At 51.7% G+C, this 7,579-nt stretch carries 4 protein-coding genes; all 4 read left to right on the top strand.

The window, feature by feature from the left end; genetic code table 11:
- The first annotated feature begins 161 nt into the window (after positions 1-161).
- The 4 genes from BCT34_RS03540 to cysD all read left to right on the top strand — a co-directional run bounded on the left by BCT34_RS03540 (position 162) and on the right by cysD (position 7,579).
- A complete protein-coding gene (locus BCT34_RS03540; protein ID WP_076651319.1) occupies positions 162-2,261 on the top strand; it encodes a condensation domain-containing protein in 2,100 nt (699 codons plus the stop codon).
- Positions 2,262-2,407: 146 nt separating this feature from the next.
- Positions 2,408-4,837, top strand: a complete 2,430-nt coding sequence (locus tag BCT34_RS03535; RefSeq protein ID WP_076651320.1) for a penicillin acylase family protein — start codon at positions 2,408-2,410, stop codon at positions 4,835-4,837.
- Complete coding sequence (locus BCT34_RS03530; RefSeq protein ID WP_076651321.1) at positions 4,837-6,531, top strand: cyclic peptide export ABC transporter; 1,695 nt, start codon at positions 4,837-4,839, stop codon at positions 6,529-6,531. Before BCT34_RS03535 ends, BCT34_RS03530 begins: the two co-directional genes overlap by 1 nt.
- A 133-nt stretch (positions 6,532-6,664) precedes the next feature.
- Positions 6,665-7,579, top strand: coding sequence for a sulfate adenylyltransferase subunit CysD (gene cysD / locus BCT34_RS03525; RefSeq protein WP_076651322.1), 915 nt, complete (start codon positions 6,665-6,667; stop codon positions 7,577-7,579).

Below are 7,579 nucleotides of genomic sequence, written 5' to 3'. Positions count from 1 at the left end.
AAATATAAATTTATTTTTATATTTCTTAATTCTTGATACCCTCTCACAGCGTTATTAATACATAGCCGCTCAGTGCGAATAAACTTAGCGCGCGCTCGAACTCATTTCGAATCAAATTGATTGACGCACGATGCTCAGCGAAATTATTAAAAGGACGTTTCATGTCTTCGGTAACAGACCTACTCAACACTCTCGATTCTCTCGACATTGAAATTGCGCTTTCTGACGGAGAATTGGAGTGTTTTGGCGCTCCCCATACATTGACAGATGAGTTGAAACAACAAATCAGCCGCTTGGAGCCCCAGATCATTGCGTTTTTTCAAGCTGCTGCGTCACCTGAAAACCCGCACAGCAGCACGCACGAGGCCCTCTGCCACCCTGTTTCCTATTCCCAACAACGGATTTGGTATGTCGAAGCACTGCAACCGGACATCCAGAATTATCATATTCCATTCGGTTTCGAATTTGTCGGTGATTTAAACTTACCCAAGTTAGAGCAGTCACTAAAGTGCGTTATCGAGCGCCACCAGATCTTACGCTCAAAAGTGTTTATGCAGGGCGAGGCGCTGGTTCAAGAGGTCATGTCCGATTTCACGCCCCCTTTCGATGTCATCGATGCTTCCCCTCTGAGTGACGCTTTACCTCAGGCGCGCATCGATGAAGTGATCCACCCTTTTCTCCGTCAACCGTTTGATCTGAACGGCGATGTCCTGTTACGCCTCACCGTCGTTCGAGTCGCATCAAACCGTTATTATCTGATCTTCAAAGCCCACCACATTGCGTTTGATGGCTGGTCAATGGCGATCTTGTTGTCAGAGCTCAACCATTTCTACCGCTCTCAGCTTAGCGGTCACCACGCGACGCTCCCACCCTTAGAGCAACAATACAAGCACATCGCCCATCACCAGCGGCAGCAGATCCACCAAGCACCATGGGAACGCCAGTGCGCGTACTGGCGCGCACAACTCCACGATCTACCGCCACTGCACAGCATTCCGACAGATAATCCTCGACGTCCTGTGCAGGCGTTTTCGGGCGCCAGCGAATTGTTGGTGTTGGATGAAACCCTGACTCAACGTCTAGAGGCCCTCTGTCACAGCCACAGCGTCACCCTGTTTATGCTTCTGGAAACAGCATTGACCACACTCTACTCGGCGATCAGTCAAGACGCCGACGTTGTGATCGGTACACCTGTCGCGGGCCGCCTCAGCCGAGAGAGCGAAGCGTTAATTGGCTGCTTTAGCAATACCTTGGTGTTGAGAACGCAGGTCAAACCACACGAACGTTTTTGCGAGCTACTGCAACGCAACAAACTCACGCTCCTCGACGCCTTTGAACACCAGGCGGTACCTTTTGATTTATTAGTCGAAGAACTGCAACCTCAACGCTCTTTAAGTCATGCTCCGCTCATACAGTTGTTATTTACCTTCCAAGAGGAAGACCACAAAGCGATCCCACAAACCGGCGTCTTAAACGCCTTACCCGATCACCAAATCGGTGGCCAGAAAACGGTGAAATGCGATTTGGAAGCCTACGCCACTCGCGTAAACGGACAACTGCGCCTGCGTTTCGACTACGACACCGACTTGTTTCTTCCCCAGACGATCCAAGGCTTACTCCAGGCCTACCATCAGTTGCTCCACCGCCTGGTAGCCGACGAGCAGCAAAGCGTCGCACAATTGGTCGATATCGACGCCATTTCTCAGCTCACCTCCGCGATTCGCCCCGTCAAAGTGAATGGCTACCCCATCCAACTCGATCGCATTCAACATGTCCTCGACGCTTGCCCACAGATCGCCCGAGCCAAGGTGAGCCTCACTGATGACGAAAACGGCCAACGCACCCTGCGCGCGAACGTCGAGACGTACGATGACCAGCGACCGGCGATCCAAGCCTATCTCAAAGCCCATCTGCCAGATTATCTGATCCCGCCGCAGCTCCACCCTTGGGCAGGCCAGACTGATGTCCCCCTCTCCGACACGACACCAGCCGTTGACGCTGCAATTCAACAGAGGTTGGTCATGATCTGGGCCGAATTGCTCAAACGCCCGGTTTCAGACCTCAGCCCTGACGACGATTTCTTCGCACTGGGCGGTCACTCTTTGCTCGTCGTTCGTCTGATCGCCAAAATTCGCTCACAGTTCAACTGCGAGTTGGCACTCGACAATGTTTATGACACGCCCACCCTTCAAGAGCTCGCCCAAGTCATCAACGACGTGTCAACGGACAACAAAGCGCGCCTGGCTAGGACAAGCGATTGAGTGTCATTGGCTCAAAGTCTACAGGCCATCGATAACAAATCATTGACGTAAGGCGCCTCAACCGTCGCGCCTTCACTCGTGTTTATCAGGGTGTTTTTCGGACAGGGAAAACATCACCGCATCAAGGATTTATTAAGGATTCATCAATGAAAAGGTTGGATAAGCCCTCTATCTCTGTGTATTTTGTGTTGATACTCTTGGTTCCCGCCATTCTCGTGGCAGCCTTCCTCTATGGCACGTTTCGCTGGGATCTGCCTCAAGCCAACCACACCAGCCAATTGCAGTATGGCCAACAGACCATCACGGTGCACAGAGATGGGTATTCGATCCCTGACATCCAGGCGAACACCGAGCTGGCCGTCTACTTTGGGCTAGGGGCCATGCACGCGCAAGATCGCCTGTGGCAAATGGAGGTCAATCGTCGCCGCGCCGCCGGAACACTGAGCGCCGTGATGGGCAAATCAACCTTGAAATCCGACCAGCTAATGCGAACGCTCGGCCTAAAACAAAACGCCCAACGCATGTGGCAACAACTGCCTAATGATCAAAAGCAACTCCTTGACGCGTATACTCAAGGCATCAATTACGCGACGGCACAACTGACCACCTTGCCGATCGAGTTCACTATTTTTGACCTGACTCCCCAACCCTGGCAACCCATCGATTCCATGTTATTGATGCAATTGATGACCTGGGATCTTGCGTCCAATATGGAGTCTGAAATCACCCGCTCTGCCTTGCTGAAAAACTTTGGATTGGACAAAACCAATGAAGTCATGAAGCCTCTGGTCTTAAACGGCGTGAGCAATTTGACGGCGGCCATGGACAGCAGCCGATTGGGGCCTTACTTCTTTAACCGCGAGGCCACCGGCAGCAATGGCTGGGTTATTTCTGGCCAATACACCGCGTCCGGTCAACCGCTCTTAGCGAACGACCTGCATTTGCCGAATTCGATTCCGTCCATTTGGTATCTGGCGCGAATGAAGGGCGGCAACCTCGAAGTCTCCGGCGCGACCTTCCCCGGTCTCCCGTTTGTCGTGATCGGGCGTAATCCAAACATTGCTTGGGGCATCACCAATATGATGGCCGATACACAAGACATTTATTTTGAGCGCATCAACCCCAATAATCGAAACCAGTATTTCTACGACAGTGCTTGGTACGACATGACCTTGTCAGAAGAAAAAATCGACGTCAAAACCGAGCCGTTAAAGCCCCAAGAAGATCCGATCACCTTACAAGTGAGGCGGACACGCAACGGCGTCATACTCAGCGATTTGGATCCGCGTCTAAAAGGCGTCTCTTTTAGCCTCAAATGGACCGCCGACGTGCAAAACGGCGGCACCTTTGCAAGCTTTAATCGACTCAACTACGCCAAAAACTGGCCCGAGTTCAAACAAGCCCTGCGTGACTATGTTGCCCCAGTTCAAAATTTTCTGTATGCCGATCGTGACGGCAATATCGGCTACCTGGTGCCGGGCATGATCCCCAAGCGTAAGCCCTACGACGGCATGCTACCCAAACAAGGTTGGCGCGCCGAGACACAATGGCCAGACTGGATTGAGTTTGATGCCCTCCCTCAACAATTGAACCCGGAGCAGGGTTACATTATCACGGCCAATAACCAGTTTATCGACCCAGAGTACCCCTATTTCATTACCGGAGACTGGTCCGATGATTTTCGTGCTCAGACCATTGAGACCAAACTCATGCGTGCCCTGCAATCGCCCGATGGCGTAGACATCAACGACATGAAACAATGGCAAAACGATGTCTCTAGCCCAGGCGCCGTCAACAATGTAGCACTGCTACTCAACCAATTAACGCCAGGCCAAGCCTCCCCCGATCTCCTTGCTCGGCTCGCCAATTGGAACGGCGAAATGGCGCGAGAGAGTGTCGCCGCGACCATTTACACCGCCTGGTTGTATCAAATGAACCGACTGATGGTGGCCGATGATTTAACCCGTGCCCCAATCCCAGCGAATGAACGGCAATATTTGAACGTCTTAACTCAGAAACTGGACTTGGCGTTCGTCAGCAACACCTTAAACAACACCACCTCTCAGTGGTGTGACTTTGTCATGATCGAACCCACCCAATCTTGTAACGCGCTCGTCAATAGCGCGTTTGACCACGCCATCAACGCGCTCTCTGCCCGCTATGGTAACGATCCCGACAACTGGCGCTGGGGCGCCGTTCATCAAGCCCAGTACCCGCACTTCCCGTTCAGTAAGCCCGAAAGGTCCGCGACTGGGATCAGCTATTTTAACGGTATGCTGAGCACGTTTTTCCATCGCAGTATCGCTGCAAGCGGCGGTGAACAAACCCTCAATGTCTCCCCGTCCAGCTTCCGTACTGACGCCTGGTTTATGCCCTTTTATGGCACCAGTTACCGTCAAGTGATTGATTTTGGTGACGACACCCAGGATGCCTTTATCAACACCACTGGCCAATCCGGTAACGTCTTCAGTCCGCACTACGACGATATGATCACCAAACATCAGAATGGGGATTACATCCCAATGTTAGAGTCCAAGGCGTTACACCATCAACGCTCAGACGGAGGAAATCTGTGATGCGTTTGCACCGACTTAGCGATCTGTTTTACCAAGTGTCACCCTGGTTATTTTTTGTCTCCCTAATGACTTCGGTGTTCACTGGCTTAGCGTACGCGATCTTGATCCCCTTCATTATGTACGCCCTCAGTGCCGACTTCGGCGCCGATGTCAGTCTGGAGGTGACCAACTACTCCTACTTTCATTCCCCCACCCAAGAACTGGCGGTGTATTACCTGTTGTTATGCGGCTTCATTATCCTGATCCGCACCATCTCTCAGTCCTTGTCCACCTACATAGGATTCAAGGCCACGTATCAGTACCGGTTGAGCCTGTACCAGCAAATCAAGTCCATGCGCCAAATGGAACTCGACAGGGTAGGGCCTTCCCGCATCATCAACTTACTCAGTCACGACATTAAGGTCATTGCCGATGCCTCGGTCAATCTGCCGCTGATTTGGATCAACGCCATTATTATTGTTGGCGTCATGCTGTTTTTGCTCTACCTCCACCCCGATATCTTCTTCTTCGTCCTGACCGCCCTCGCCATCGCGATTATCAGCTATCAGATCCCCATGCTGGTCGCTTCCCACTTTATGCGTCGCGAAAGAGAAGCGTATGACACCATTCAGGAAGGCGTTAAAGGCCTCATTTATGGTGCGAAGGAGTTGCGGCTAAACAAGCAACGCTGCGACAATTATTATCGTGCCGCACTGGCCGAACCAGAAAAAGTTGCGCTAGCAAACGGTCTCAAAGGTCTGGTCACCATCATTCTCGGCGGCAGTTATGGACAAATGCTGTCGTTTCTGATCATCGGTCTGGTGGTGTTTCATCTCAGTTACACCAATTTGTTAAGTCTTAAAGAACTGTTCAGTATCGTCGCCGCCCTCCTGTATCTGTCTGGCCCGATCCGCACCATTTTGTCCACCACAGGCAGCATCAAGCAAGGTAAAGTGTCCCTCCAGAAAATCGAAGCATTCTATGCCGAACTGGCGACGCCGGAAGAAACGGGCACCGGTCACCTCGCCCCCAATTGGCACCAGCTCCAAGTGCGAGACGTGGCTTTTCGTTATCCGGGCAACGACAAATTTGGTATTCGCGATATCAATCTGTGTTTTTCCCGAGGCGAAGTGAGTTTTATTGTCGGCGGGAATGGCTCGGGTAAAACCACGCTTTGTAAGTGTTTATCAACCCACTTTAACCCGGATCAAGGGCAAATCTTATTGGGAAATCAAGTCATAAGCAGTGACAATCTGCCGTCAGTACGTGAGCAGATCTCCGTCATCTATGCCGATTTCTACCTGTTTTCCAACCTCTATTTTCCAATAGAGGCGGATCAAGACGCCACTATCCAACATTACCTGCGCCTGCTCGAACTGGATGAGAAGGTCAGTTTGACCCAGGGCGAATTTTCAACCCTTTCGCTATCGGCAGGCCAACGGCGCCGCGTCGCCTTGCTGGTGACCTTGCTGGAAGACCGCCCCATCATCGTGTTCGACGAATGGGCGGCCGATCAGGATCCCCGTTTTAAAGAGATCTTCTATCGGAAAATACTGCCCATGCTCCGAAAGCAAAACAAAATCATCATCGTGATCTCTCATGATGACCGCTATTTTGACGTGGCCGATAACTTGGTGTTTATGGAAAACGGCACCGTACAGAAGATAGAAAAAGGACCAGCGACCGAGTGCGAGCTGGTCAGACTCCCTGGCTGAGTCAAGCCCCGTTTCAACAAGGGGCTCCTACCCTTTGGCCGCGTGCCGATCAATGCGCGAGACAAGGTTCTGTCTGCCAGATCGGCACGCCGTTTTTGATGATTTTTATACCGCTAAACAGTAAGTGATGACTATGCACCTATACCCAAACAATTTAAACAGCCTCAAACAGCTCGAAGCGGAAAGTATTCATATCCTCCGTGAAGTGGTCGCGGAGTTCGATAACCCGGTAATGATGTACTCCATAGGCAAGGACTCGTCAGTGCTATTGCACTTGGCCCGCAAAGCCTTCTACCCAGGCCGGATCCCCTTCCCATTGCTGCATGTCGACACAGGATGGAAGTTTCGCGACATGATCGCGTTTCGCGAACGGATAGCCAACAAATACCAGCTCGACCTTCGCGTGTACCAGAACCCAGAAGGCGTCGCAATGGGGATCAACCCTTTCCAACACGGCGCGTCAACACACACCGATATCATGAAAACGCAAGCGCTCAAGCAAGCACTCGATCACTACCGCTTTGATGCCGCCTTCGGCGGGGCTCGTCGTGATGAAGAGGCCTCACGTGCAAAAGAACGCATCTATTCCTTCCGAGACAAAAACCACACCTGGGATCCGAAAAATCAACGCCCGGAACTGTGGAACACCTATAACGGCCAAATCAATAGAGGAGAAAGCATTCGAGTCTTCCCACTATCCAACTGGACTGAGTTAGACATCTGGCATTACATCTATTTGGAAAACATTGACATTGTCCCTTTGTATCGTTCTCAAGTCCGGCCCGTCGTCGAACGCGAGGGCATGTTGCTCATGGTCGATGATGACCGCATGATGCTCCATCCAGGCGAGCGTGTCGAACATAAACCGGTCCGCTTTCGCACCTTGGGGTGCTACCCACTCACCGGCGCCATGGAGTCTGACGCCACGACGTTACCCGAAATCATCGCGGAAATGCTGGTTGCGACATCGAGTGAACGTCAGGGACGGGCCATTGACCACGATAAGTCTGGCTCAATGGAATTGAAAAAACGTCAAGGTTACTTCTAA

Origin of the sequence: Vibrio sp. 10N.261.45.E2, assembly GCF_002875705.1 — a bacterium.
Taxonomy (GTDB): Bacteria; Pseudomonadota; Gammaproteobacteria; order Enterobacterales; family Vibrionaceae; genus Vibrio.
This window is presented reverse-complemented; position numbering and strand designations above follow the sequence as displayed.

Bases quoted from the DNA above. Each gene is read 5' to 3' on its own strand.
- BCT34_RS03540 (WP_076651319.1), top strand. From the start codon at position 162: ATGTCTTCGGTAACAGACCTACTCAACACTCTCGATTCTCTCGACATT.
- BCT34_RS03535 (WP_076651320.1), top strand. From the start codon at position 2,408: ATGAAAAGGTTGGATAAGCCCTCTATCTCTGTGTATTTTGTGTTGATA.
- BCT34_RS03530 (WP_076651321.1), top strand. From the start codon at position 4,837: ATGCGTTTGCACCGACTTAGCGATCTGTTTTACCAAGTGTCACCCTGG.
- cysD (WP_076651322.1), top strand. From the start codon at position 6,665: ATGCACCTATACCCAAACAATTTAAACAGCCTCAAACAGCTCGAAGCG.